Origin of the sequence: Micromonospora sp. Mcm103 (assembly GCF_024519755.1) — a bacterium.
Classification (GTDB): Bacteria; Actinomycetota; Actinomycetes; order Mycobacteriales; family Micromonosporaceae; genus Micromonospora; species Micromonospora aurantiaca.
The window spans coordinates 39625-65224 of sequence record NZ_JALJRJ010000025.1 but is presented as its reverse complement, the minus strand read 5'-3'; the positions used below and the strand labels follow the sequence as shown (position 1 = coordinate 65224).

The 25600-nt window shown below is 74.2% G+C and carries 25 protein-coding genes and 1 riboswitch; of the genes, 23 read left to right on the top strand and 2 right to left on the bottom strand.

Annotated features, from left to right (window positions below):
• Positions 1-10 precede the first annotated feature (10 nt).
• From OC439_RS25975 to OC439_RS25900, 16 genes are all read left to right on the top strand, one after another.
• On the top strand, positions 11-175 hold the full coding sequence (locus OC439_RS25975; RefSeq protein ID WP_262015722.1) for a hypothetical protein: 165 nt from the start codon (positions 11-13) through the stop codon (positions 173-175).
• Entirely contained in the window at positions 172-1188 is a 1017-nt protein-coding gene (locus OC439_RS25970; protein ID WP_262015721.1) for a quinone-dependent dihydroorotate dehydrogenase, read from the top strand. The genes OC439_RS25975 and OC439_RS25970 overlap by 4 nt, the downstream gene beginning before the upstream one ends.
• 204 nt (positions 1189-1392) lie before the next feature.
• Positions 1393-2667, top strand: coding sequence for an adenosylmethionine--8-amino-7-oxononanoate transaminase (locus OC439_RS25965; protein ID WP_262015720.1), 1275 nt, complete (start codon positions 1393-1395; stop codon positions 2665-2667).
• Between the two features lie 87 nt (positions 2668-2754).
• Entirely contained in the window at positions 2755-3594 is an 840-nt protein-coding gene (gene pyrF / locus OC439_RS25960; protein ID WP_262015719.1) for an orotidine-5'-phosphate decarboxylase, read from the top strand.
• Positions 3595-3769: 175 nt separating this feature from the next.
• Complete coding sequence (mihF, locus tag OC439_RS25955; protein ID WP_013285515.1) at positions 3770-4087, top strand: integration host factor, actinobacterial type; 318 nt, start codon at positions 3770-3772, stop codon at positions 4085-4087.
• Between the two features lie 25 nt (positions 4088-4112).
• Complete coding sequence (locus OC439_RS25950; RefSeq protein WP_262015718.1) at positions 4113-4664, top strand: guanylate kinase; 552 nt, start codon at positions 4113-4115, stop codon at positions 4662-4664.
• A gap of 3 nt (positions 4665-4667) precedes the next feature.
• A complete protein-coding gene (gene rpoZ / locus OC439_RS25945) occupies positions 4668-4934 on the top strand; it encodes a DNA-directed RNA polymerase subunit omega (RefSeq protein WP_013285517.1) in 267 nt (88 codons plus the stop codon).
• Positions 4935-4948: 14 nt separating this feature from the next.
• Positions 4949-6157 carry a bifunctional phosphopantothenoylcysteine decarboxylase/phosphopantothenate--cysteine ligase CoaBC gene (coaBC, locus tag OC439_RS25940; RefSeq protein WP_262015717.1) on the top strand — a complete coding sequence of 403 codons (1209 nt, stop codon included), beginning with the start codon at positions 4949-4951 and terminating at the stop codon, positions 6155-6157.
• Between the two features lie 97 nt (positions 6158-6254).
• Positions 6255-7445 (top strand): methionine adenosyltransferase, encoded by a 1191-nt coding sequence (gene metK, locus OC439_RS25935; protein WP_262015716.1) that lies wholly within the window; start codon positions 6255-6257, stop codon positions 7443-7445.
• 59 nt (positions 7446-7504) lie between these two features.
• A complete protein-coding gene (locus tag OC439_RS25930) occupies positions 7505-9502 on the top strand; it encodes a primosomal protein N' (protein WP_262015715.1) in 1998 nt (665 codons plus the stop codon).
• Between the two features lie 229 nt (positions 9503-9731).
• Complete coding sequence (locus tag OC439_RS25925; protein ID WP_262015714.1) at positions 9732-10712, top strand: AAA family ATPase; 981 nt, start codon at positions 9732-9734, stop codon at positions 10710-10712.
• A gap of 94 nt (positions 10713-10806) precedes the next feature.
• Positions 10807-12069 (top strand): cytochrome P450, encoded by a 1263-nt coding sequence (locus tag OC439_RS25920; protein ID WP_262015713.1) that lies wholly within the window; start codon positions 10807-10809, stop codon positions 12067-12069.
• Positions 12070-12111: 42 nt separating this feature from the next.
• Entirely contained in the window at positions 12112-12672 is a 561-nt protein-coding gene (def, locus tag OC439_RS25915; protein WP_030271057.1) for a peptide deformylase, read from the top strand.
• Between the two features lie 5 nt (positions 12673-12677).
• Positions 12678-13604: a methionyl-tRNA formyltransferase gene (gene fmt / locus OC439_RS25910; RefSeq protein WP_194802937.1), complete on the top strand. Its 927-nt coding sequence runs from the start codon at positions 12678-12680 to the stop codon at positions 13602-13604.
• Complete coding sequence (locus tag OC439_RS25905) at positions 13601-15265, top strand: RsmB/NOP family class I SAM-dependent RNA methyltransferase (protein ID WP_262015712.1); 1665 nt, start codon at positions 13601-13603, stop codon at positions 15263-15265. The genes fmt and OC439_RS25905 overlap by 4 nt, the downstream gene beginning before the upstream one ends.
• Positions 15266-15501: 236 nt before the next feature.
• Complete coding sequence (locus OC439_RS25900) at positions 15502-17250, top strand: M28 family peptidase (protein WP_262015711.1); 1749 nt, start codon at positions 15502-15504, stop codon at positions 17248-17250.
• A 43-nt stretch (positions 17251-17293) separates the two neighbouring features.
• Here OC439_RS25900 and OC439_RS25895 read toward each other — a convergent pair whose 3' ends face one another.
• Both OC439_RS25895 and OC439_RS25890 read right to left on the bottom strand, forming a co-directional pair.
• On the bottom strand, positions 17294-18184 hold the full coding sequence (locus OC439_RS25895; RefSeq protein WP_262015710.1) for a septum formation family protein: 891 nt from the start codon (positions 18182-18184) through the stop codon (positions 17294-17296).
• Positions 18185-18261: 77 nt separating this feature from the next.
• Positions 18262-19149, bottom strand: coding sequence for a septum formation family protein (locus OC439_RS25890; RefSeq protein ID WP_262015709.1), 888 nt, complete (start codon positions 19147-19149; stop codon positions 18262-18264).
• Positions 19150-19410: 261 nt separating this feature from the next.
• Between OC439_RS25890 and rpe the strand changes: the two genes are divergently transcribed.
• The 7 genes from rpe to ribH all read left to right on the top strand — a co-directional run bounded on the left by rpe (position 19411) and on the right by ribH (position 25595).
• Positions 19411-20091, top strand: a complete 681-nt coding sequence (rpe, locus tag OC439_RS25885) for a ribulose-phosphate 3-epimerase (RefSeq protein WP_128137820.1) — start codon at positions 19411-19413, stop codon at positions 20089-20091.
• 1 nt (position 20092) lies between these two features.
• Positions 20093-21049, top strand: coding sequence for a response regulator (locus OC439_RS25880; protein ID WP_194802855.1), 957 nt, complete (start codon positions 20093-20095; stop codon positions 21047-21049).
• A gap of 74 nt (positions 21050-21123) precedes the next feature.
• A riboswitch (FMN riboswitch) is annotated at positions 21124-21296 on the top strand.
• A 165-nt stretch (positions 21297-21461) separates the two neighbouring features.
• On the top strand, positions 21462-22523 hold the full coding sequence (gene ribD, locus OC439_RS25875) for a bifunctional diaminohydroxyphosphoribosylaminopyrimidine deaminase/5-amino-6-(5-phosphoribosylamino)uracil reductase RibD (RefSeq protein ID WP_262015708.1): 1062 nt from the start codon (positions 21462-21464) through the stop codon (positions 22521-22523).
• A gap of 1 nt (position 22524) precedes the next feature.
• Positions 22525-23136, top strand: a complete 612-nt coding sequence (locus tag OC439_RS25870) for a riboflavin synthase (protein ID WP_262015707.1) — start codon at positions 22525-22527, stop codon at positions 23134-23136.
• Positions 23136-23831: a nicotinamide riboside transporter PnuC gene (gene pnuC, locus OC439_RS25865; RefSeq protein WP_194802852.1), complete on the top strand. Its 696-nt coding sequence runs from the start codon at positions 23136-23138 to the stop codon at positions 23829-23831. The genes OC439_RS25870 and pnuC overlap by 1 nt, the downstream gene beginning before the upstream one ends.
• Positions 23828-25093 (top strand): bifunctional 3,4-dihydroxy-2-butanone-4-phosphate synthase/GTP cyclohydrolase II, encoded by a 1266-nt coding sequence (locus OC439_RS25860; protein WP_262015706.1) that lies wholly within the window; start codon positions 23828-23830, stop codon positions 25091-25093. The genes pnuC and OC439_RS25860 overlap by 4 nt, the downstream gene beginning before the upstream one ends.
• 4 nt (positions 25094-25097) lie before the next feature.
• Entirely contained in the window at positions 25098-25595 is a 498-nt protein-coding gene (gene ribH / locus OC439_RS25855; protein ID WP_091424378.1) for a 6,7-dimethyl-8-ribityllumazine synthase, read from the top strand.
• Positions 25596-25600 lie beyond the last annotated feature (5 nt).

Below are 25600 nucleotides of genomic sequence, written 5' to 3'. Positions count from 1 at the left end.
CGCGCCGATCATGAGGTTGGCGGCGGATTTGGAGATCCACATCGCCGCCAACCTCATGATCAACGGGGAGGCCGGGGAGGCCGGGGAGGCCGGGGAGGCCGGGGAGGCCGGGGAGGCCGGGGAGGCCGGGGAGACCGGGCGGGCCGGGCGGGCCGGGCGAGGGGGCGCGGCGTGATCTTCGAGAAGGTGGTGCGGCCCCGGCTGTTCTCGCTCGCGGGCGGGGACGCCGAGGGGGCGCACGAGTGGACGCTGGCGCGGCTGGCCGCGGTGTCCCGCCGGCCGGCGGTCCTCGCGGCGCTGCGTGCGGCGTACTTCCGGTCGGCGCCGCGCACCGTGTTCGGGGTGCGCTTCCCCAACCCGGTCGGGCTGGCGGCCGGCATGGACAAGAACGGACTCGCGTTGCCGGCCTGGCCGGCGCTGGGCTTCGGCTTCGTCGAGGTCGGCACCGTGACCGCGCACGCCCAGCCGGGCAACCCCCGGCCCCGGCTGTTCCGGCTGCGCGACAGCGAAGCCGTGATCAACCGGATGGGCTTCAACAACGCCGGTGCCGAGGCGCTGGCGGACCGGCTGGCCGCGTTGCCGCGCCCGCTCGGCGTGCCGCTGGGCATCTCGCTCGGCAAGTCCAAGGTGACCCCGCTGGACGAGGCCGTCGAGGACTACCTCGCCTCGTACCGGGCGCTCAAGGACCACGGCGACTACTTCGCGGTCAACGTGTCCTCACCGAACACTCCCGGGCTGCGGTCGCTTCAGGACCGATCACATCTGGACGCCCTGCTCGCCGCGCTGGTGGGGGAGAAGCCGGTGCTGGTGAAGATCGCCCCGGACCTCACCGAGCCGGCCGTGGCCGAGCTGCTGGAGGTGTGCCTCGACCGGGGCGCGGCCGGGGTCATCGCCACGAACACCACGCTCGCCCGTGACGGGCTCGCCCCGGCCGACCGGGAGCGCGCCGCCGAGGCCGGCGGGTTGTCCGGCCGGCCGCTCACCGCCCGGGCCCGGGAGATGGTCGCGTTCGTGCACCGGGAGACCGGCGGCCGGCTGCCGGTGATCGGCGTGGGCGGCATCCTGCACCCGGACGACGCGACACGCATGTTCGACGCCGGCGCCGCCCTGCTCCAGCTCTACACCGGCTTCATCTACCGCGGCCCCGCCCTGACCCGGGCCATAACAACCCGAACCACCCGACCCTGACCCACCCACCCCACCACCCCCACCCCCCCCACCCCCCCACCCCCCCCACCCGCACGATCTTGCACTTTCGGCCCCGGCACACCGCCCATTCCGGGCGCAGCCGGGGCACCAACTGCAAGATCGCGGGGGAGAGCGGGGGAGGGGGAGAGCGCGGGAGAGCGGGGTGGGGTGGGAGGGGAGGGGAGGGGTGAAGGAGGAGGAGACGTGACGCCTGAGGAGATTCTGGAAGCCGACCGGCGGCACGTGTGGCACCCGTACGCCGCGATGCCTCCCGCCGGCGCGCCGTACGTGGTCGAGAGCGCCGCGGGGGTGCGGCTGCGGCTCGCGGACGGGCGGGAACTGGTCGACGGCATGTCGTCGTGGTGGGCGGCGATCCACGGCTACCGGCACCCGGCGCTCGACGCCGCGGTGACCGACCAGCTCGGCCGGATGAGCCACGTGATGTTCGGCGGGCTCACCCACGAGCCCGCGGTGCGCCTGGCGCGCACGCTCGTCGAGCTGACCCCGGACGGCCTGGAACACGTCTTCCTGGCCGACTCCGGCTCGGTCAGCGTCGAGGTCGCGGTGAAGATGTGCCTGCAGTACCAGCGTGCCCGGGGACGCCCGCAGCGCCGCCGGCTGGGCACCTGGCGGGGCGGCTACCACGGCGACACGTTCCACCCGATGAGCGTGTGCGACCCGGAGGGCGGCATGCACCACCTCTGGGGCGACGTGCTGCCCCGGCAGGTGTTCGCACCGGTGCCGCCGCCCGGCTTCGACGCGGCACCGGACCCGGCGTACGAGGCGGCGCTGGTGGACGCGGTGGAGCGGCACGCCGACGAGCTGGCCGCGGTGATCGTGGAGCCGGTGGTCCAGGGCGCCGGCGGGATGCGGTTCCACCACCCGCACTACCTTCGCGTGCTGCGCGAGGTGACCCGGCGGCACGGCATCCTGCTGGTGTTCGACGAGATCGCCACCGGCTTCGGCCGGACCGGCCGGATGTTCGCCGCCGAGCACGCCGGTGTCGCACCGGACGTGCTCTGCGTCGGCAAGGCGCTCACCGGCGGGTACCTGACGCTCGCCGCGGCGCTGTGCACGCCCGAGGTGGCGCGGGCGATCTCCGCCGACGGGGTGCTGGCGCACGGGCCGACTTTCATGGGCAACCCGCTCGCCTGCGCCGTCGCCAACGCCTCCCTGGACCTGCTGCGGGCCGGGGACTGGGCGGGACGCGTGGCGGGCATCGCCGAGGGCCTGCGGGCCGGTCTGGAGCCGCTGCGGGATGCGCCCGGCGTGGCCGACGTCCGCGTGCTCGGCGCGATCGGGGTGGTGCAGCTCGACCACGAGGTGGACCTGCCCCGGGCGACCGCTGCGGCGGTCGCGGAGGGGGTGTGGCTGCGCCCGTTCCGGGATCTCGTCTACACGATGCCGCCGTACGTCTGCGACGCCGCGGACGTGGCGCGGATCGCGGCCGGAGTGGCCGCGGCGGTCAAGGCCGGCTGAGCCCGGCCGGATACGACAGGGCGCGACGGAAGGCCCGTCGCCGGACACGCCAGGCGGCCCGGAGCCGCCGGGAGAGGGAGAGACGTGATGGAGACGTTCGGCGCCCGCCTGCACCGGGCTGTGGCGGAACGAGGGCCGCTCTGCGTGGGCATCGACCCGCACCCCGGGTTGCTGACCGCCTGGGGCCTGTCCGACGACGTGGCGGGCCTGGAGCGGTTCTGCCGCACGGTGGTGGAGGCGATCGGTGACCGGGTCGCCGTGGTGAAGCCGCAGTCGGCGTTCTTCGAGCGCTTCGGCGCCCGCGGTGTCGGTGTGCTTGAGTCAACTATCCGACAGTTGCGAGATTTGGGAGCGCTCACTCTGCTTGACGTGAAGCGCGGCGACATCGGCTCGACGGTCGCCGCGTACGCGTCGGCGTACCTCGATCCATCCAGCCCCCTGTATGTCGACGCGGTCACCGCGAGCCCCTACCTGGGAGTAGGTTCGCTCGCCCCGATGTTCTCCACCGCCGCCGAGCACGGTGGCGGGGTCTTCGTCCTGGCGCTCACCTCCAACCCGGAGGGTGCCTCCGTGCAGCGCGCCGTGGGCGCCGACGGGCGCACCGTCGCGCAGACCGTGATCGACGAGATTTCCCAGCTCAACAGGGGTGCGGAACCACTCGGCAGTTTCGGGCTGGTGGTCGGGGCGACGATCGGTGAGACGGGTCACGATCTGGACTCGGTGAACGGTCCGCTGCTCGCGCCGGGGCTGGGCGCACAGGGTGGAACGCCCGCCGGGTTGCGTACCGTGTTCGGCGCCGCGCTGCCGTCGGTGCTTCCCTCGTACTCCCGGGAGGTGCTCGGCGCGGGCCCCGACCCGGTCGACCTGCGGGCCGCCACCGAGCGGGTGCTGGCCGACTGCCGGGCCGCCCTGGGCGCGGCGGGCTGACTGACGGCTCGGTCACTTTGGGTTGATCATCGCGCGTCCACGTTGCCGAAATCTCCGTTGACCGCTAGTTTTCCCCGCGCTGGGAACCACGGACCCCTTTGGTTGCCAGCGACACCACGTTTCACAGATGCGGTGGGGCGCTCAGCCCGCCGTACTAGGGACCTGAGGAGAACTGGTGCCGCTCCCGTCACTGACCCCCGAGCAGCGCGCTGCCGCGCTGGAGAAGGCCGCGGAGATCCGCAAGGCCCGCGCTGAGCTGAAGGAGCAGCTCAAGCAGGGCAAGACCACCCTCGCCACCGTCCTCGAGCGGGCCGAGTCCGACGACGTCGTGGGCAAGCTGAAGGTTTCGGCCGTGCTCCAGGCGATGCCGGGCATCGGCAAGATCCGGGCCACCCAGATCATGGAGAAGCTCAAGATCGCCGACAGCCGTCGTCTGCGCGGCCTCGGCGAGCAGCAGCGCAAGGCTCTGCTCGGAGAGTTCGCCGCCAACTGAACGGCCCGCCGTGTAGAAACAAGCGGTGAGCACGGATGACGAGGCGCGCTCGGCGGCTCGGCTCACTGTCCTGTCCGGTCCCTCCGGGGCCGGTCGGAGCAGTGTCGTCGAGGCGGTCCGGGCGCGCCTTGCGTCTGTCTGGGTGCCGGTGGTCGCCACCACCCGCCCACCCCGTCCGGACGAGTGCGACGGCGTCGACCGCGTCTTCCTCGACGCGCCCGGCTTCGACCGGCTGATCGCCGCCGGGGAGCTGCTGGAGTGGTGCCGGATCGGGCCGTACCGCCGGGGGGTGCCCCGGGCCGGGGTGCGGACGCGGCTCGCCGAGGGCCGGCCGGTGCTGCTGCCGCTGGACCTGGGCGGCGCCCTGGCGGTACGGGCGGCGGCGCCCGGCGCCCGGCTGGTGCTGCTCGCGCCGCCGGCGTACCGGGCGGACCCGGACGTCGCGGCCGTCTTCGCCCACGCCGTGGCACACGACCACACCGAGCGCGCCGCGGCGGAGCTGGTAGGATTGCTCGGTTCGTCCTTCCTGGCTCCGGCCCGACCGCCCGCGGGCGGCGCACGAGACGCAGAGGTTTAATTCGTGGGATCCATCGCCACCAACCCCGAGGGCATCACCAACCCGCCGATCGACGAGCTGCTCGAGAAGACCACCTCGAAGTACGCGCTGGTCATCTTCGCCGCCAAGCGCGCCCGGCAGGTGAACGCCTACTACAGCCAGCTCGGTGAGGGTCTCCTGGAGTACGTCGGCCCGCTGGTGGAGACCACCCCGCAGGAGAAGCCGCTCTCCATCGCCATGCGCGAGATCAACGCGGGCCTGCTCACCGCCGAGCCGACCGACCAGCCGTAACCACGCCCGCGCCGATGCCCGCCGAGATCGTCCTCGGGGTCGGCGGCGGCATCGCCGCCTACAAGGCGTGTGAGCTGCTCCGGCTCTTCACCGAGTCGGGTCACCGGGTCCGGGTGGTGCCGACCGCCTCGGCGCTCCGCTTCGTCGGGGCGCCGACCTGGGCGGCCCTGTCCGGCCGGCCGGTCGCCGACGACGTCTGGTCCGACGTGCACGAGGTGCCGCACGTGCGGCTCGGGCAGCACGCCGACCTGGTCGTGGTCGCACCGGCCACCGCCGACCTGCTCGCCAAGGCCGCCCACGGCCTGGCCGACGACCTGCTCACCAACACGCTGCTGACCGCGCGCTGCCCGGTGCTGCTGGCCCCGGCCATGCACACCGAGATGTGGGAGCACCCGGCGACCGTGGCGAACGTGGCCACGCTGCGCTCGCGCGGCGTCCGCGTGATCGAGCCGGCGGTGGGCCGGCTCACCGGGCGGGACACCGGCAAGGGCCGGCTGCCCGACCCGGCGGAGATCTTCGCGGTGGCCCGCCGGGCCCTGGCCCGCGGCGTCGAGGCCGAGGCCGACCTGGCCGGCCGGCACGTGGTGGTCACCGCCGGGGGCACCCGCGAGCCGCTGGACCCGGTCCGGTTCCTGGGCAACCGGTCGTCCGGCAAGCAGGGGTACGCGTTCGCCCGCGCCGCCGTCGCCCGGGGCGCCCGGGTCACGCTCGTCGCGGCCAACGTGGCGCTGCCCGACCCGGCCGGGGTGGACCTGGTCCGGGTGGGCACGACCGAGGAACTGCGCGCCGCCACGCTCGCCGCGGCAGCCGACGCGGACGCCGTCGTGATGGCCGCCGCGCCCGCCGACTTCCGGCCCGCCAGCTACGCCAGCGGGAAGATCAAGAAGTCCGACGACGGCGTCGCGCCGACCATCGAGCTGGTCACCAACCCGGACATCGCCGCCGAGCTGGGGCGCGTCCGCCGTCCCGGGCAGGTGCTGGTGATCTTCGCGGCCGAGACCGACGACGCGGAGGCCAACGGCCGGGCCAAGCTGGCCCGCAAGAGGGCCGACATGATCGTGGTCAACGAGGTCGGCGTGGACAAGGTCTTCGGCGCCGACACCAACGCGGCCACCGTGATCGGTGCCGACGGTGCCGTGCACCGGCTGCCCGAGCAGCCCAAGGAGGCCCTGGCCGACGCCGTCTGGGACCTCGTCCGTCCGCGGCTGCCGTCACGTTCCTGACGGTTGGTCGACCCGCGTTCATCGGGTCACGGCGGAACGACGGTGACTAAACTGCCGCCGAGCGACCTTTAAAAGTCTTCACATGCTTAGGAGTGCCGTGACACGTCTCTTCACGTCCGAATCGGTCACGGAGGGCCACCCGGACAAGATCGCCGACCAGATCAGTGACGGCATTCTCGACGCCCTGCTCGCCCAGGACCCGCACAGCCGGGTCGCGGTGGAGACGTTGATCACCACCGGTCAGGTGCACGTGGCCGGCGAGGTGACCACCAAGGCGTACGCCGACATCCCGACCATCGTCCGCGAGACCATCCTCGGCATCGGCTACGACTCGTCGAAGAAGGGCTTCGACGGCGCGTCCTGCGGCGTCAGCGTGTCCATCGGCGCGCAGTCGCCGGACATCGCCCAGGGCGTCGACAACGCGTTCGAGCTGCGTACCGGCGGCTCGGAGAGTGCGCTGGACGCGCAGGGCGCCGGTGACCAGGGCATGATGTTCGGCTTCGCCTGCTCCGAGACGCCCGAGCTGATGCCGCTGCCGATCGCGCTGGCGCACCGGCTGGCCCGCCGGCTCGCCGCGGTCCGCAAGGACGGCACGATCCCGTACCTGCGGCCGGACGGCAAGACCCAGGTCACCATTGAGTACGACGGGCTGCGCCCGGTCCGGCTCGACACCGTCGTCGTGTCCAGCCAGCACGCCGCGGACATCTCGCTGGAGTCGCTGCTCACCCCGGACATCCGCGACCACGTCATCGCCCCGGAGCTGGAGGGCCTCGGCCTGGACACCGAGGGCTACCGGCTGCTGGTCAACCCGACCGGGCGGTTCGAGATCGGCGGCCCGATGGGTGACGCCGGCCTGACCGGCCGGAAGATCATCGTGGACACGTACGGCGGGTACGCCCGGCACGGCGGCGGCGCGTTCTCCGGCAAGGACCCGTCGAAGGTCGACCGGTCGGCCGCGTACGCGATGCGCTGGGTCGCCAAGAACGTCGTGGCCGCCGGGCTGGCCGAGCGGTGCGAGGCGCAGGTCGCGTACGCGATCGGCAAGGCGCACCCGGTGAGCCTGTTCATCGAGACGTTCGGCACCGAGACCGTGCCGGTGGCCTCGATCGAGAAGGCCGTGGCCGAGGTGTTCGACCTGCGGCCAGCCGCCATCATCCGGGACCTGCACCTGCTGCGCCCGATCTACCAGCAGACCGCCGCGTACGGCCACTTCGGCCGGGAGCTGCCGGAGCTGACCTGGGAGGGCACCGACCGGGCCGCCGACCTCAAGTCGGCCGCGGGAGCCTGACCACCACCACGCGCCGCGACCGGCGACCCGCACCGGGGTCGCCGGTCGCGCGCGTCTGCGTGGACGTGCCGCTGCCGCACCTCGACCGCCCGTTCGACTACCTGGTGCCGGAGGCGCTCGACGCCGACGCCCGGCCCGGGGTGCGGGTGAAGGTGCGCTTCGCCGGGCAGCTCGTCGACGGCTGGCTGCTGGAGCGCGCCGAGTCGTCCGAGCACCCGAAGCTCGCGTACCTGGAGAAGGTCGTCTCCCCGGTGCCGGTGCTCTCCCCGGAGGTGGCCCGGCTGGCCCGCGCGGTCGCGGACCGGTACGCCGGCAGTCTCGCCGACGTGCTGCGGCTGGCCGTGCCGCCCCGGCACGCCCGCGCCGAGAAGGCCGTCACCGCCGCGGCCGCGCCCGACGGCAGCCCCGCCGACGGCAGCCCCGCGTCCGCGGACGGCACCGCGCCCGACGGCGTACCGGCCGAGGCCGCCGACGCCGACGCCCGGCCGGGTGGCCGGGCGGAGGTGGACCCGCGCGGCTGGCGGGACTACCCGGCCGGTCCGGCGCTGCTACGCGCGCTCACCGACGGCAAGCCCGCCCGCGCGGTCTGGTCGGCGTTGCCGGGGGAGGACTGGGCCGACAGGTACGCCGACGCGGTCGCCGCCACGGTGGCCGGCGGCCGGGGCGCGGTGGTCGTGGTGGCCGACGCCCGCGACCTGGACCGCCTCGACGCCGCCCTGACCGCGGTGCTCGGCGCGGGGCGGCACGTCCGGCTCACCGCCGCCGACGGTCCGGCCCGCCGCTACCGGGCCTTCCTCACCGCCCGCACGGGCGAGGTGGACGTGGTGATCGGCACCCGGGCGGCGATGTTCGCCCCGGTGCGGCGGCTCGGCCTGGTGGCGATCTGGGACGACGGCGACGACCTGCACGCCGAACCGCGCGCGCCCTACCCGCACGCCCGCGACGTGCTGCTCACCCGGGCGCAGCTCGGCGACATCGCCGCGCTGGTCGGCGGGTACGCCCGGACCGCCGAGGCGCAGTTGCTGGTGGAGACCGGCTGGGCGCGCGAGGTGGTGGCCGACCGGGCGGTGGTGCGCGCGCGTACCCCGGCCCTGGCCCCCACCGGCGACGACCCGCAACTGGCCCGCGACCCCGGCGCGGCCTCGGCGCGGCTGCCGAGCCTGGCCTGGACCACCGCCCGGGACGCGCTGCGCGCGGACCTGCCGGTGCTGGTGCAGGTGCCGCGCCGCGGGTACGTGCCGTCGGTGGCCTGCGCCGACTGCCGAGCCCCGGCCCGCTGCCCGCACTGCGCCGGGCCGCTCGCGCTGCCGTCGGCGCAGGGCACGCCCGCCTGCCGCTGGTGCGGCCGGGTGGCCGCCGCGTACGCCTGCCCGGAGTGCGGCGGGCGGCGGCTGCGCGCCTCGGTGACCGGTGCCCGGCGGACCGCCGAGGAACTGGGCCGGGCGTTCCCCGGCGTGCCGGTGCGCACCTCCGGGCGGGAGGAGGTGCTGGCGAGCGTGCCGGGCGGAGCCGGGCTGGTGATCGCCACCCCGGGCGCCGAGCCGGTCGCCGAGGGCGGATACGGCGCGGTGCTGCTGCTGGACTCGTGGGCGCTGCTGACCCGGGCCGACCTGCGGGCCGGCGAGGAGGCGCTGCGGCGGTGGATGGCCGCCGCCGCGCTGGCCCGGCCCGGTACGGCAGGTGGCCGGGTGGTGGTGGTCGCCGACGGCGCGCTGGCCCCGGTGCAGGCGCTGCTGCGGTGGGACTCCGCCTGGTTCGCGGCCCGGGAACTGGCCGAGCGGCGGGAGCTGGGCTTCCCTCCGGCGGTACGGATGGCGAGCGTCACCGGCGTGGCCGAGGCGGTGGCCGACCTGCTCGCCGGCGCCCGGCTGCCGGGCGACGCCGAGGTGCTCGGCCCGGTGCCGGCCGACGAGGGCCGGGAGCGGATGCTGGTCCGCGTGCCCCGGTCCCGGGCCGCCGCGATGGCCGAGGCGCTGCACGCCGCCGCCGGGCAGCGCAGCGCCCGCAAGGCGGCGGACCCGGTACGGCTCCAGGTCGACCCGCTCACCCTGTTCTGATCGGACGCGTCCGCGTGACAGTGCGCACGCGGACCCTCGCGCACGGTCGTGACCTGGGGTTTGCCGCACACCTGGTCCGGCAATCGAGTAGCGGGCGGTGATAGCATCGCCCGTCATGCCCAGCCGCGCGGTTTTCCCGCGCGGGACGCGGCGCGGCGGGTGCCAGAGCACGTCGGGCCGACACGGATTCGATGTCGTCAGTCAGCCGGTGAGCAGGGGTGGACCAGTCGTGACCGTTCGTCAGTCGATCGTCTTCAACGGTGACCTCGGCAGTGGCAAGAGCACCGTCTCGGTCGAGATCGCCAAGCGGCTCGGGCTGCGCCGGGTCAGCGTCGGCGACCTCTACCGCCAGATGGCCCAGGAGCGGCAGATGACCGCCCTCCAGCTCAACCTGCACGCCGAGCTGGACCAGGCCGTCGACGGGTACGTCGACCAGCTCCAGCGCGACATCGCCGCCTCCGGCGAGTCCCTGGTCATGGACTCCCGGCTGGCCTGGCACTTCTTCACCGACGCGCTCAAGGTGCACATGATCACCGAGCCGACCGAGGCGGCCCGGCGCGTGCTGGCCCGCCCGTCCGGCCCGGCCGAGAGCTACACCTCGCTGGAGGAGGCGCGGGCCAAGCTGCGCGAGCGCAGCGAGAGCGAGCGCGGCCGGTTCATCGTCCGGTACGGCGTCGACAAGGCCCGCCTGCGCAACTACGACCTGGTCTGCGACACCACCCGGGCCGACCCGGAGCAGGTCATCCAGCACGTCATCGACGTCTACGAGGGCCGCCTCGGCGCGGACGTGCTGCGGGCGGGCCGGCCGCTGCTGCTGCTCGACCCGAACCGGGTGTACCCCACCGAGGACGTGTCGACGCTGCGCGGCCTCTGGGACGCCGACGCCGCCGCCGGGGCGGCCGACAGCGACGGTGAGCCGGAGCCGCTGAGCATCGGTTACACCGGCGAGTACTTCTTCGTCGTCGACGGGCACCGGCGGCTCAGCGCCGCGGTGCGCGCCGGCCTCCCGATGGTCGCGGCCCGCCTGGTCGCCGAGGTGGACGAGCCGGTGGTCGGCGGGATCAGCGCCGTCGACTTCTTCACCGCGCAGGCCCGCCCGGGGCTCATCCACGACTGGGAGGACGCGCACGGCATCACGCTGCCGCTGCCGGAGCACGCGCTGCTCGGTGGCGGCCCGGTGCTCGCCGGGGAGCCGGGCGCCGGGGCCTGACCGCCGGGGACACCGCCACCTCGCCGGTGAGGGTTCACCCGATCCGGCGGGCCGGAGCATGATGAAGGCCTCCGATGCCTGGGGAGGCGGAATCGTGGATCCGACCGACGCGCTCGCGCTGCTGATGTCCCCCGAGGGTCGTCTCGACCCCTACCCGACGTACGAGCGGCTGCGCGCGCACGGCCCGGTGGTCCAGGCCGGGCCGGTCCTCTACGTGGTCACCGGCTACGCCGAGGCCGACGCGATCCTGCGCGACTCGCGCTTCGGTGTGATGGACGACGCGCTGCGCGACCAGTTCATGCCGGGCTGGCGGGAGAGCCCGGCGGTGCTGTCGATCTCCCGGTCGATGCTGCGCACCAACCCGCCCGACCACAGCCGGATGCGCCGGCTGGCCGCTGGCGCGTTCACCCCGCGCCGGATCGCCGCCATGCGCGACGTGGTGCGGGCGCAGGCCGACGAGCTGGTCGACGCGATGCTCGCCGCCGACGGGCCGGTCGACTTCATGGCCGCGTTCGCGTACCCGCTGCCGGTCGGCGTGATCTGCGCGCTGCTCGGCGTGCCGGTGGCGGACCGGCCGCTGTTCCGGCGCTGGGCCACCGACCTGACCGGTGTGCTCGAACCGGAGATCACCGCCGACGAGCTGGCGGTGGCCGACCGCGGCGCGACCGAGCTGCGGGACTACTTCACCGAGCTGGTGGCGGCCCGCCGCCGGGCCCCGGCCGACGACCTCACCACCGCGCTGGTCCAGGCCCACGACGGCGGCGACCGGCTCTCCGGCGACGAACTGCTGGCCAACCTGATCGTGCTGCTGGTGGCCGGTTTCGAGACCACCACCAACCTGCTCGGCAACGGCCTGGTGGCGCTGCTGGAGCATCCGCGCGCCGCGGCGGCGCTGCGCGACCGGCCCGACCTCGCCCCCGCCTACGTCGACGAGCTGCTGCGCTACGACTCGCCGGTGCAGCTCACCTCGCGGATGAGCACCGCGCCGTCCCGCTACGGCGACGTCGACCTGCCGCCGGAGAGCTGGGTCATCGTGCTGCTCGGCGCGGCCAACCGTGATCCCCGCCGCTATCCCGAGCCGGCCCGCTTCGACCCGTGGCGGGCGCAGATCGCGCCGCTCTCATTCGGCGCCGGGCCGCACTACTGCCTCGGTGCGGCGCTGGCCCGGCTGGAGGCGCAGGTGGCGTTCCCGCTGCTGCTGCGCCGGCTGCCCGCGCTGGCGGTGGCGGGCCGGCCCGAGCGGCGGGTCCGGCTCACCCTGCGTGGTCACGCCACGCTGCCGGTGACCGTGGGGCGGGAGGCGGCCCCGGTCACCGTTCCCGGTACGCGACCCGGGGCGGCCGGGCCGACTCCGTAGACTGGACGCGCATCGTTCGACCCAGACAAGGAGCCACGCCGAGTGACCGTCCAGCCCATCCGTCTGTTCGGCGATCCGGTGCTGCGCACGCCGGCCGACCCGGTCGTCGACTTCGACGCCGAGCTGCGCAAGCTGATCGCCGACCTGACCGACACGATGCGCGAGCAGAGCGGCGCCGGCCTGGCCGCGCCGCAGCTCGGGGTGGGCCTGCGGGTGTTCACCTTCGACGTCGACGACGTCCTCGGCCACCTGGTCAACCCGGTGCTGGAGTTCCCCGACGAGGAGGAACAGGACGGCCCGGAGGGCTGCCTGTCCATCCCCGGGCTCTACTTCGACACCAAGCGCCGGCAGAACGTGATCGCCAAGGGCTTCAACGGCTACGGCGACCCGCTGCAGATCGTCGGCACCGGCCTGATGGCCCGCTGCGTGCAGCACGAGACCGACCACCTCGACGGCGTGCTCTTCGTCGACCGGCTCGACGCGGCCGGCCGTAAGGAGGCCATGAAGGCGATCCGCCAGGCCGAGTGGTACGACCAGGCCGCCCCGCCGACGGTCAAGCTCAGCCCGCACGCCGCCGGCAACCCGTTCGGTCTGGGGCGGTGACCCGGATGCGCCTGGTCTTCGCCGGCACGCCGGCCGTCGCCGTACCCGCCCTGGACGCGATCGCCGCCTCCGGGCACGAGCTGCTCGCCGTGGTCACCCGCCCCGACGCCCCGGCCGGGCGCGGCCGGGGACTGGTCCGCTCGCCGGTCGGCGCGTGGGCCGACGCGCACGGCGTCGAGGTGCTCACCCCGGCCCGTCCGCGCGAGCCGGAGTTCCTCGACCGGCTGCGCGAGCTGGCGCCGGACTGCGTACCGGTGGTCGCCTACGGCGCGCTGGTGCCGCCGGTCGCGCTGGAGATCCCCCGGCACGGCTGGATCAACCTGCACTTCTCGCTGCTGCCCGCCTGGCGCGGCGCCGCGCCGGTGCAGCACGCCGTGCTGCACGGCGACGAACTGACCGGGGCCAGCGTCTTCGAGCTGGAGGCGGGGCTGGACACCGGCCCGGTCTACGGCACCGTCACCGACGAGATCCGGCCCGCCGACACCTCCGGTGACCTGCTGGAACGGCTCGCGCACTCCGGCGCCGGGCTGCTTGTCGCCGTGCTCGACGCGATCGGCGCCGGCACCGCCCGGGCCGTGCCGCAGCCGGCCGACGGCGTCTCGCTCGCCCCGAAGCTGACGGTGGAGGACGCCCGGGTCCGCTGGGGTGACCCCGCGTTCGCGGTGGACCGGCGCATCCGCGCCTGCACGCCCGCGCCCGGCCCGTGGACCACGTTCCGCGACGACCGGGTCAAGCTCGGCCCGGTCACGCCGCTGCCCGACGGCCCGGAGCTGAAGCCGGGGGAGCTGCACGTGGAGAAGTCCGGTGTGCTCGTCGGCACCGCCACCACGCCGGTGCGCCTCGGCGAGGTGCGCGCCGCCGGCAAGAAGGCCATGCCCGCCGGCGACTGGGCGCGCGGCGCCCGGGTCACCGCCGGCGAGGTGTTCGCGTGACGGGGCCGCAGCGCCCGGACCGGCCCGTCGAGGGCGAGCGTCCCGGGGGGTACGCGCGTGAGCACGGCGACCGGCCCGGCGGCGAGCGCCGGGGCGACGACCGGTTCGGTGACCGTGAGCGCGGCGCCCGGCAGCGTTCCGACCGGCCCGCCGCGGACCGGCGTGCCGGCGACCGGTTCGGCGGGGACCGTGAGCGCGGTGACCGTGAGCGCGGTGACCGGCGGGGCGGGGACCGGCCCGGCGGCGACCGGCGTGGCGGCGACCGGTTCGGTGGGGACCGGCGGGGCGGGCGTCCGGTCCGTCCGGCAGTCGACCTGCCCCGGCAGATCGCGTACGAGGCGATCGCGGCGGTGCACCGCGACGACGCGTACGCCAACCTGGTGCTCCCGGCGATGCTGCGCGAGGCCGGGCTGACCGGCCGGGACGCCGCGTTCGCCACCGAGCTGACCTACGGCACGCTGCGGCACACCGGCACGCTGGACGCGATCGTCACCGACGCGGCCGGGCGGGACGTGCAGCGCATCGACCCGCCGGTGCGCGACGCGCTGCGGCTCGGGGCGTACCAGATCCTGCACACCCGGGTGCCCGCGCACGCCGCGGTGTCCTCCACTGTGGACCTGGTCCGGTCGGTGGGGCCGGGCGCCACCGGGTTCGCCAACGCGGTACTGCGGGAGATCACCACCCGGGACGCCGACGCCTGGGTGGCGAAGCTCGCCCCGGCGCAGGAGACCGATCCGATCGGGCACCTCGCGCTCGCGTACAGCCATCCGCAGTGGATCGTGCGGTCGTTCGCCGAGGCGCTCGGCGGCGACATGGGCGAGACGACCCGGCTGCTCATCGAGGACAACGAGCGCCCGCCGGTGCACCTGTGCGCCCGGCCGGGGCTGGCCGATCCGGTGGCGCTGGCCGACGAGGTGGGCGGCGCGCCAGGCGCGTTCTCGCCGTACGCGGTCTACCTGCCCGGCGGCGCGCCGGGTGACCTGCCGGCGGTGGCCGACGGCCGCGCGCACGTGCAGGACGAGGGTTCCCAGTTGGTGGCGGACGCGCTGACGGCGGCGCCGCTGGACGGCCCGGACGGCCGCTGGCTGGACCTGTGCGCCGGTCCGGGCGGCAAGTCCGGCCTGCTCGGCGCGCTCGCCGCGATCCGTGGCGCGCGGCTCACCGCGGTCGAGGTGGCCGAGCACCGGGCACGACTGGTGGAGCAGGCGACCCGTGGGCTGCCGGTGACGGTGCTGCACACCGACGGACGCACGGTGGGCAGCGATCCGAAGCTGCCGGAGGAGCACTTCGACCGGGTGCTCGTGGACGCGCCGTGCACCGGGCTGGGCGCGCTGCGCCGCCGTCCGGAGTCGCGGTGGCGCCGCCAGCCGTCGGACCTGCCGCCGCTGACCCGGTTGCAGCGGGAACTGCTCACCGCCGGGCTGCGGGCGGCCCGGCCGGGTGGCCTGGTCGCGTACGTGACCTGCTCGCCGCACGTGGTGGAGACGCACGTGACGGTGACCGAGGCGGCCCGGCGGTGCGGTTTCGGCGTCGACTTCGTCGACGCGCGGCCGCTGCTGCCGGCCGGCATGCCGGGCCTGGGCGACGGCCCCACGGTGCAGCTCTGGCCGCACCGTCACGGCACCGACGCCATGTTCCTGGCGGTCCTCCGCCGGGTCTGATCCACCTCCCTCTCGCAGTCGATCAAGGAGTTCGTGTCCCCGGGGCCGCCGCGCCCGGACACGAACTCCTTGATCGTCATGGGAGAAATGGGGAGGGATGGAGCGTGTGCGGCATCCCGGTGGGGGGAGGGGGCCGGTGGGATGTGACAGCCCGTTGACTGTTTGATCGATGCATGTAACTGTTTCGACCACCGGTCCCGGCACCCCCGCCCGCCGAACCCCCACGAGGAGTCTCCATGAGACGCAGAACGCCGACCACGAGCCTCGCGCTCGCCCTCGTCGCCACCCTGACGACGGCGAGCCTGGCCGGCACCGCCTCCGCCGCGCCCGCCCCGGCCGCCGCCCCCGCCCCGGCCGTCGCCGCACTCGCCGCCCCGGACGTCTCCCTGAGCAACATCCAGGCCCACCTCACCCAGTTCAACTCCATCGCCACCAGCAACGGCGGCAACCGGCGCGCCGGCTCGGCCGGCTACACGGCGTCGGTCAACTACGTCAAGGGCAAGCTCCAGGCCGCCGGCTACACGGTCACCGAGCAGAACTGCTCCACCTGCACCTACCCGGGCAACAACCTGATCGCCGAGTGGCCGCAGGGCCCCTCCGACCAGGTCGTCATGTTCGGCGCGCACCTGGACGGCGTCGCCGCCGGCCCCGGCATCAACGACAACGCCTCCGGCTCGTCGGTGCTGCTGGAGAACGCGCTGGTGCTGGCCGCGCAGAACCCGACCATGACCAAGCGGGTCCGGTTCGCCTGGTGGAACGGCGAGGAGCAGGGCCTGCAGGGCTCCAAGCACTACGTCAACCAGCTCAGCTCCACCCAGCGCGGCTACATCAAGGGCTACTACAACTTCGACATGGTGGGCTCGCCCAACGGCGGGTACTTCATCAACCGGATCACCTCGGCCACCGCCGCGCCGCTGAAGGCGTACTGGGACTCGTTCGGCATCTCGCCGGAGGAGAACACCGAGGGGCAGGGCCGCTCGGACGACTACTCGTTCGCCAACGCCGGCATCCAGACCTCCGGCTACGCGGCGGGCGCCAGCTACACCAAGACCTCGGCGCAGGCCAGCAAGTGGGGCGGCACCGCGGGCGCGGCGTACGACGGGTGCTACCACCGCTCCTGCGACAACACCAGCAACATCAACACGACCATCCTGAACCGGGCCGCGGACGGCGTCGCGTACGCGATCTGGCAGCTCGCGGTCGGCGGCGGCACGCCGACAAACGACTTCTCCGTCTCGGTGAGCCCCACCTCCGGCAGCGTCGCCCGGGGCGGCTCCACCACCGCCACGGTCAGCACCGCCACCACCGCCGGCAGCGCGCAGACCGTGGCGCTGTCCGCCAGCGGCGCCCCGAGCGGCGTCTCGGTGAGCTTCAGCCCGTCCTCGGTCACCTCGGGCGGCTCGGCCACCATGACCGTCACCGCCTCGTCGACGGCCACCACCGGTACGTTCACGCTCACCGTGACCGGTACCGGCTCGGTCACCCGCACCGCCGGCTACACGATCACCGTGACCGGCGGCAGCGGCGGCTGCACCGGCGGGCAGCTGATCGGCAACAGCAGCTTCGAGTCCGGCACCACGCCGTGGACGGCCAGCTCCGGCGTGATCACCAACAGCTCCAGCCAGGCGGCCCGCACCGGGTCGTACAAGGCGTGGATGAACGGGTACGGCTCCTCGCGTACCGAAACGCTGTCCCAGTCGGTCACGCTGCCGGCCGGGTGCAGCAGCTACACGTTCTCGTTCTGGCTGCACATCGACTCGGCCGAGACGACCACCTCGACCGCGTACGACAAGCTCACCGTGCAGGTCGGTTCGACCACGCTGGCCACGTACTCGAACCTGAACAAGGCCACCGGCTACACCCAGCGCACCTTCAACCTGGCCGCGTACGCCGGTCAGACGGTCACGCTGAAGTGGACCGGGGTCGAGGACTCCTCGCTGCAGACCAGCTTCGTCGTGGACGACGTGACGCTGCAGGTCGGCTGAGCGGTACCGGGCGGGGTGGGCGCCGGCCCGCCCCGCCCGGTTCTCAGTTGATCGGCAGCGCCTTGGCGCCCGCGCCCTTGACCGAGCGGGTCAGCGACCGTCCCGAGACCCACAGGAAGCACTGCACGCCCCGGTCGCCGTCGCGCCACTGCTCCTCGTACGGGTGATAGATGATGGTGCCGGCCCGGTACTGCATGTTGCCGTCGTTCGGCAGCCCGGCGTACTTGGCGATCAGGCCGCGGCAGGCCTTGTGCGCGCGCAGCGGCGTGCGGTCGAACTCCGCGTAGCTGATGTCCGGCGCCTGGTAGACGCCGACGAACTCGGCGTGGTGCTTGCTGGTGCAGGCCACCGGCCGCATCGACTGCACCTCGTCCTTGCTCAGCTTCGGGTTGAAGCAGCCGAGCGCGAGCTTCGAGCCGGGCTTCAACGCCCCCCGCAGGCTGCCGGTGCGCTGGGACACGGCGCCCTCGTCCAGATCGCTGATCTCGGCGACGTCGCAGCGGTACCAGCGGGCCCCGCCGGACCACGCGAGCGCCGACGGGAAGACCACCGCCAGGCGCAGCCGCCCGGAGCGCCAGTCCGCGCCGACGGCGCGGGTGACCTGGCGGGCGCACTCGGCGTGCGCGGCACGCATCCCCGCCGATCCGGTACGCGGCGGCGCGGAACGCTCCGCCTCCGCGCCGGTCATCGTGCCCACGTGCAGCGTCTCGGTGCGGTGCGGGGTGGCGCAGTCGACCGGCTGGTAGCCGCTGAGGTAGCCGACGTCGGCGACCGTGGGGTGACAGGCGCCGGACTTCGGCACGAACCCGACCGGCGCGGCGAACGCGGGCCAGTCGTCGACCAGGTCCCGGTCCACTCCGGCCGGCGCGGCGCAGCCGCCGAGCGCCAGCGCCAGCGCCGTGCCCACGGTGACCGCCACCCGCCATCGCCGCATCCCGACCGACCTCCCCCGCGCATCCGGCGCCGTCCGGTCACCCGGTACGCCTCGGCGGTGGAGCATACGGCAGCCGATCAGGTGACCGGGAGTCCCTCGGGGCCGGCGCCGCGCACCGATCGGTTCAGCTTGCGGTCGTCACTCCACAGGAAACAGCGCACGCCCCGGTCGCCCTCCTCCCACTCCCGCTGTGACGGCGGGTAGAAGATGGACCCGGCCCGGTACGGCAGCTCGGCGTTGTCCGGCACCTCGGCGAACGCGGCGATCAGCGTCATGCAGCGCCGGTGCGTGGCGGGCGCGCCCTTGGTGAACTCCGCCCAGCTCATGTCGCGTTCCTCGTACACGCCGACGAACTCCGCGCGGTGCGGTTCGGTGCACAGCACCGGTGCCATGTAGTTGAGGTTCTGGCCGATCAGTTTCGGGTCGAAGCACCTGTGCACCAGCGGGTTGTCGCCGACGAGCGCGCCGCGCAGGCTGCCGACCCGGTTGACCGGGCGGGTGTTGTCGATGCTGTCGGTCTCGGCCAGGTCGCAGCGGAACCAGCGGGCGCCGGACGTCCAGGCGGTGACGGTGGGCAGCGCGATGTTCAGCGTCAGCCGGGCGGCCCGCCAGTCCCCGCCGATCATCTCCCGGGCCCGCTGGTCGCACTCGGCGCGTGCGGTCCGCAGCGCCGGTGAGCCGGGTTCCGGGCGTACGCCCTGCGCCGCCGGCCCGGTGAACCGGCCGACGTGCACGGTCTCGGCCAGGTGGCTGCCCGCGCAGTTGACCGTCTCGTAGGTGGCGGCGGCCACCACGGTGCTCAGCCGGGGCAGGCAGGCCTCGGTCGCCGGGACGAACAGCTGCGGTACCGGCAGCGCCGCCCAGTCGTCGATCAGGTCGCCGTCGGCCCGATGCACCTGAGCGCAACCCGCGAGCACCGCAGTCGCGGCGCCGGCCAGCGCGAGCACGTGGAGCCACCGTCGCATCGTCCGCCCCTTCCGGGAGAGATGACAGCCGGTCGTCATAGGCCCGACCGGCGTCCCCCGCGCCCGGGCGTGCAGCATACGTGACCGTCCCTGTAGGAGTTTCGTCATCTTTCAATCGATCGGCCAGTCACCGGCGACTATTCGTGCCGATTTTCTCTCCGGACGGCCGGATGGTGCACCGCGGGTGACGGAAGGATCACCGCTGGTCGCTCCGGGAGCCGTGCCGCTACCTCCGGATCACCGCGTTCGTACACTGGCCCCGTGACCGTACCGCCGCCGATCGTCGCGCCCAGCATCCTGGCCGCCGATTTCGCCCGCCTCGCCGACGAGGTCCGTGCCGTGGAGCCCGCCGCCGACTGGCTGCACGTCGACGTCATGGACAACCACTTCGTACCCAACCTGACCATCGGGCTGCCGGTGGTGCAGAGCCTGCGCGCCGTCACCGGGATCCCGTTCGACGTGCACCTGATGATCGAGGATCCGCGCCGCTGGGCGCCCGGGTACGCCGACGCCGGGGCGTACAACGTCACGTTCCACGCCGAGGCGTGCGACGACCCGGTGGCGCTGGCGAAGGACCTGCGCTCGGCCGGGGCGAAGGCCGGGCTGGCGATCGACCGGGACACCCCGATCGAGCCGTACCTGGAGCTGCTGCCGAGCTTCGACACGCTGCTGATCATGACGATCAAGGCCGGCTTCGGCGGCCAGCGGTTCCTGCCGCAGCTGCTGGACAAGGTGCGCGCGGCCCGCCGGCACGTCGACAGCGGGCACCTGGAGCTGCGCATCGAGGTCGACGGCGGCATCGCCGCGGACACCATCGAGCAGGCCGCCGCGGCCGGCGCCGACGCGTTCGTCGCGGGCACCGCCGTCTACGGCGCCGACGATCCCGCGGAGGCGGTGCGCCGCCTGCGGGGCCTGGCGGAACGCGCGATGACCGGGGCCTGAGATGGACCCGGCCGGCGAGCGACCCGACGTGATCCTCGTCGTCGACGACGACGAGGACATCGCCCGCTTCGTCGAGTTCAACCTGCGCCTGCACGGCTTCGAGGTGCTGCACGCCGCCGACGGCCAGGAGGCGCTGGAGGTCATCGAGCGGCAGCGGCCCGACCTCGCAGTGGTCGACCTGATGATGCCGCGCATCGACGGGCTGGAACTGACCCGGCGGCTGCGCGCAGACCCGATGACCTCGGCCCTGCCGGTGATCATGCTGACCGCCAAGGGAATGACCCAGGACAAGGTCAACGGGCTCAGCGTCGGCGCGGACGACTACCTGGTCAAGCCGTTCGACACGCTGGAACTGGTGGCCCGGGTCAACTCCACGCTGCGCCGCAACAAGGAGTTCCGGGAGGTCTCGCCGCTGACCGGGCTGCCCGGCAACAGCCGGATCCGGCGGGAGATCAGCGATCGGGTCCGCAACGGCGTCGACTACGCCGTCGGCTACATCGACATCGACCGGTTCAAGAGCGTCAACGACCGGTACGGCTTCGTGCGCGGCGACGAGTTCATCTCGGCGCTGGCCCGCAGCCTGCACCGGGCGGTGGTGTCGATCGGGATGCCGCCGGCGTTCCTCGGCCACGTCGGCGGCGACGACTTCGTCATCGTCTGCGCCCCCAGCCAGGTCCGGCCGCTGACCAGCCGGGCCGTCGTCGACTTCGAGAAGGCCGCGGACGCGCTCTACGACGCCACCGACCGGGAACGCGGCTTCGTCGAGCTGAAGGACCGGCGCGGCAACATCCGCCGCGCCGCGCTGGTGACGCTCTCCATCGGCGTGTCGCTGTCCGATTCCGGCAAACGGTTCACCGACCCGCTGGAGGCGATCGCGGTGGCCTCGGAGATGAAGACGGTGGCCAAGAGCCAGCCCGGCTCGTACGTGGCGGTGGACCGCCGGCGCGGCGTCACCTGAGGCGGTCCTGTGAGGTAGCTCGCCTCTGTGGCGCGCGCCCGGGCGGAACGTGTAAGACTTCCCGTATACCCACCACGCGCTGGCGGGGCTCGGTGAAATTCCGAACCGGCGGTGATCCACGGTCCGACCGTGGTAAGCCCGCGACCCGGACGGCTTCGGCCGGACGGTGGACCTGGTGAGAATCCGGGGCCGACGGTTGGGGTGCGGCTCGTCCGCCCCCAGAAAGTCCGGATGGGAGACAGCGCGCGGAACGGGGGAGGCCCCTGCCGGCCGCTGAGCACCCTCAGCCGCCGCGTGGGCTCCCCGGGGTCGGCGTCGCCGTCCCCGGGTTCCCGCCGCCGCGTGTCCGCGGCTTCCTGCCGCTGCTCCCGAACCGCCCGCGCGCGACCGGCGAGCGGGAGGACAGGCGGCCATGGCGAGCGTCTCCGTCGACGAGGCGATGCGTCGTGCCATCGAACTGGCCACGCGCGGCCTCGGCACCACCAGCCCCAACCCGGTGGTCGGCTGCGTGCTGCTCGACACCGAGGGCGAGGTCGTCGGCGAGGGCTTCCACGCGTACGCCGGTGGCCCGCACGCGGAGATCGTCGCGCTGGCCCAGGCCGGCACGCGCGCCCGCGGCGGCACCGCTGTGGTCACCCTGGAACCCTGCGACCACACCGGCCGCACCGGCCCGTGCAGCCACGCCCTGATCGCCGCCGGGGTGTCCCGCGTGGTGATCGCCGTGCCCGATCCCAACCCGGTCGCCTCCGGCGGCGCCGCCACGCTGCGCGCCGCCGGGGTCCAGGTCGCTCTCGGGGTACGCGCGCAGGAGGCCGAGGCGGGCAACGTGGCCTGGCTCACCTCGATGCGCCGCGGCTGGCCGTACGTGATCTGGAAGTACGCGGCCACGCTCGACGGGCGTTCCGCCGCCGCCGACGGCACCAGCATGTGGATCACCTCCGAGGCGGCCCGGATCGACGTGCACGCGCTGCGCGGCACCGTCGACGCGGTGCTCGCCGGCGTGGGCACCGTGCTCACCGACGACCCCCGGCTGACCGCCCGCAACCTGCGCGACGGCACCCTGGCCATCCGGCAGCCGCTGCGGGTCGTGGTGGACAGCTCGGGGCGTACCCCGGCCGACGCCCGGGTCCGCGACGGCGCCGCCCGCACCTGGGTGGCGACCGCCGCGGAGGTCGGCGCCGGGCCGGACGGCCGGGTCGACCTGGCGGCGCTGCTGGCGGAGCTGCACCACCGCGGCGTGCGGGCCGCGCTGCTGGAGGGCGGGCCGACGCTGGCCGGCGCGTTCCTCGCCGCCGGCCTGATCGACAAGATCGTCGGGTACGTGGCGCCGAAGCTGCTCGGCGCCGGCCCGACCGCGCTGCTCGACGCCGGCGTGAGCACCATCGCCGACGCCATCGATCTGGAGATCACCGACGTTACGCGGGTCGGTCCCGACCTGCGGATCACCGCGCTGCCCCGGAAGAGGGAGGGCTGACATGTTCACCGGCATCGTCGAGGAACTGGGCGAGATCGTCCGGAGCACCGAGACCGGCGACGACTCCGCGCTGGTCGCCATCCGCGGCCCGCTCGTCACCTCGGACGCCCGGCACGGCGACTCCATCGCCGTCAACGGCGTCTGCCTCACCGTGGTCGACGTCGACGGCGGCGTGTTCACCGCCGACGTGATGGGCGAGACGCTGCGCCGTACCGCGCTCGGCGCGCTGCGCCCCGGCGACCCGGTCAACCTGGAACGGGCCGCCGCGCTGAACAGCCGCCTCGGCGGCCACCTGGTGCAGGGCCACGTCGACGGCGTCGGCGAGATCGTCGCCCGGGAGCCGGCCGCGCAGTGGGAGACGGTCCGGTTCCGGCTGCCCGCCGGGCTGGCCCGGTACGTGGTGGAGAAGGGCTCGATCACCGTCGACGGCGTGTCCCTGACCGTCGCCGAGGCGGGCGACGACTGGTTCACGGTCGGCCTGATCCCCACCACGCTGAAGCTCACGGTGCTCGGCACGAAGCAGGTCGGCGACCCGGTCAACCTGGAGGTCGACGTGCTGGCCAAGTACGTCGAGCGGCTGCTCGGCGACCGGAGCGCGGGGGGTGCGCGGTGATGGGCCCGCTCGGCTGGCTGCTCGACGCCCAGGTGCACGTGGCCGGCTCGCCGGTGCTGGTCCGGGAGATCGTCGGCAACGTCTTCGGGCTCGGCTCGGCGCTGCTCGGGCTGCGCCGCGTGGTCTGGGCCTGGCCGGTCGGCATGATCGGCAACGCGCTGCTGCTCACCGTGTTCCTCGGCGGCGTCTTCGTCACCCCGCAGGCGCACGACCTCTACGGCCAGGCCGGCCGGCAGGTCTTCTTCTTCGCCGTCAGCGTGTACGGCTGGTGGCGCTGGTCGCGCAACCGGCGCGCCGGTGGCGGGGACGAGCCGGCCGTGGTGCCGCGCTGGGCCACCTGGCCGGAGCGGCTCGGCCTGCTCGTCGCAGCCGTCGCCGGCACCGCCGCCGCGTACCCGGTGCTCGCCGCGCTCGGTTCGTGGGGGCCGCTGCCTGATGCCTGGATCCTGGTCGGCAGCCTGCTCGCCACGTACGGCATGGCCCGCGGCTGGGTCGAGTTCTGGCTGATCTGGATCGCCGTCGACGCGGTCGGCGTACCGCTGCTGCTGCGCGGCGGCTTCTACCCGTCGGCCGCCATGTACCTGGTCTACGGCGCGTTCTGCGCGGCCGGCCTGTACAGCTGGTGGCGCACCTCCCGGGCCGTCGCGACCGCGCCCGCCCCGATCCCGGCGACGTACTCGGAGGCCGTGGCATGAGCACGTTCGGTTCGATCGAGCAGGCGGTCGCGGACATCGCCGCCGGGCGTCCGGTGGTAGTGGTCGACGACGAGGACCGCGAGAACGAGGGCGACCTGATCTTCGCGGCCGAGCTGGCCACCCCGGAGCTGGTCGCGTTCATGGTCCGGTACACCTCCGGCTACATCTGCGTGCCGCTGACCGAGGACGAGTGCGACCGGCTCGACCTGCCGCCGATGCACCACACGAACCAGGACCGGCGCGGCACCGCGTACACGGTGACGGTGGACGCCCGGGAGGGCGTCAGCACCGGCATCTCGGCCGCCGACCGGTCGCACACCATCCGGCTGCTCGCCGACGCCGTCACCGGCCCGACCGACCTGGCCCGGCCCGGCCACGTGGTGCCGCTGCGCGCCCGCGCCGGCGGGGTGCTGCGCCGCCCCGGGCACACCGAGGCGGCGGTGGACCTGACCCGGATGGCCGGGCTGCGCCCGGCCGGGGTGCTCTGCGAGCTGGTGAACGACGACGGCACCATGATGCGCCTGCCGGACCTGGAGAAGTTCTGCGCCGAGCACGGGCTGACGCTCGTCACCATCGCGGACCTGATCGCACACCGGCGGCGTACCGAGAAGCAGGTCGAGCTGGCCGCCGAGGCCCGGATGCCCACCCCGTACGGCGTGTTCAAGGCGCTCGGCTACCGCGCCGAGCACGACCCGGCCGAGCACGTCGCGCTGGTCATGGGCGACCTCGGCGACGGGCGGGACGTGCTGGTGCGGGTGCACTCCGAGTGCCTCACCGGCGACGTGTTCGGCTCGCTGCGCTGCGACTGCGGGCCGCAGTTGCAGGCCTCGCTGGCCCGGGTCGCCCAGGAGGGGCGCGGCGTGGTCCTCTACGTGCGCGGGCACGAGGGCCGGGGCATCGGCCTGCTGCACAAGCTGCAGGCGTACCAGCTCCAGGACCAGGGCCGCGACACCGTGGACGCGAACCTCGACCTGGGCCTGCCGGCCGACGCCCGCGACTACGGCACCGGCGCGCAGATCCTCTACGACCTGGGCGTCCGGTCGATGCGGCTGCTGACCAACAACCCGGCCAAGCGGGCCGGGCTGGAGGGGTACGGCCTCACCGTGACCGGCCGGGAGGGGCTGCCGGTGCGGTCCAACCCGGAGAACGTGCGCTACCTGCGCACCAAGCGGGACCGGATGGGTCACCTGCTGGACGGACTGGACGAGGTGACCGAGGCGCCGATGGGCCGCCCGGTCGCCGGTGACGAGATCGGAGCGTAGGGCGATGGCGGGTTTCGGTGAGCCGGGCGTGACCGCGGTGGACGCCGCCGGGATGACCGTCGGCGTGGTGGCCGCCCGGTGGCACGGCGACCTGACCGACCACATGACCGAGCGGGCCGTGGCCGCCGCGCAGGCGTGCGGGGCGCGGGCCGTGGTGGCCCGGGTGGCCGGTTCGGTGGAGCTGCCGGTGGTGGCCCAGGCGATGGCCCGCCGCTTCGACGTGGTCGTCGCGCTCGGCGTGGTGGTCCGCGGCGCGACGGCGCACTTCGACTACGTCTGCCAGTCGGTCACCGAGGGGCTGACCCGGGTGGCGCTGGACGAGGGCAAGCCGGTGGCGCACGGTGTGCTCACGGTCGACACCATCGAGCAGGCCCGGGACCGGGCCGGGCTGCCCGGCTCGGCCGAGGACAAGGGCTGGTCGGCGACGGTGGCAGCGCTGGACGCCGCCCTGGCCGTCCGCGCCCTCGACGCCCAGTCCGCCCACCGGGTCGGCTTCGCCTGACCCAC